Origin of the sequence: Pseudomonas sp. SIMBA_041 (genome assembly GCF_046535095.1) — a bacterium.
Taxonomy (GTDB): Bacteria; Pseudomonadota; Gammaproteobacteria; order Pseudomonadales; family Pseudomonadaceae; genus Aquipseudomonas; species Aquipseudomonas mucoides.
In genome coordinates, this window is record NZ_JAWRXJ010000163.1 from 1 (window position 1) to 295 (window position 295).

The window sequence follows — 295 nt, forward strand, 5'->3', positions numbered from 1 at the left end:
ACTACCTTTACCTGGCTCACTCCAAGCTGCGTAGCTGCTCGTTCGGCCCCGAACTGCGGGTGGGTGAACTGCCCCGCCACCTGGACGGCATCAGCCGGATTCGTCGCGACGGCCAGGTGATCTGGGAAAAGGCCTTCCTCAGCGGTGAGGACAACATGTGCCATAGCCTGGCCAACCTCGAATACCACCACTTCAAGTACGCGCAGTTCCTGCGTCCCGGCGACGTCCATGTGCACGACTTCGGCACCGCCGCCCTGTCCTTTGCCGACGGTGTACGCACGCGCCCCGGCGACCG

1 pseudogene is annotated in these 295 nt (G+C 64.4%); it reads left to right on the top strand.

Going from position 1 to position 295, the window contains the following annotated elements:
* A pseudogene (locus SB725_RS30685) lies at positions 1-295 on the top strand (FAH family protein); the annotation flags it as partial.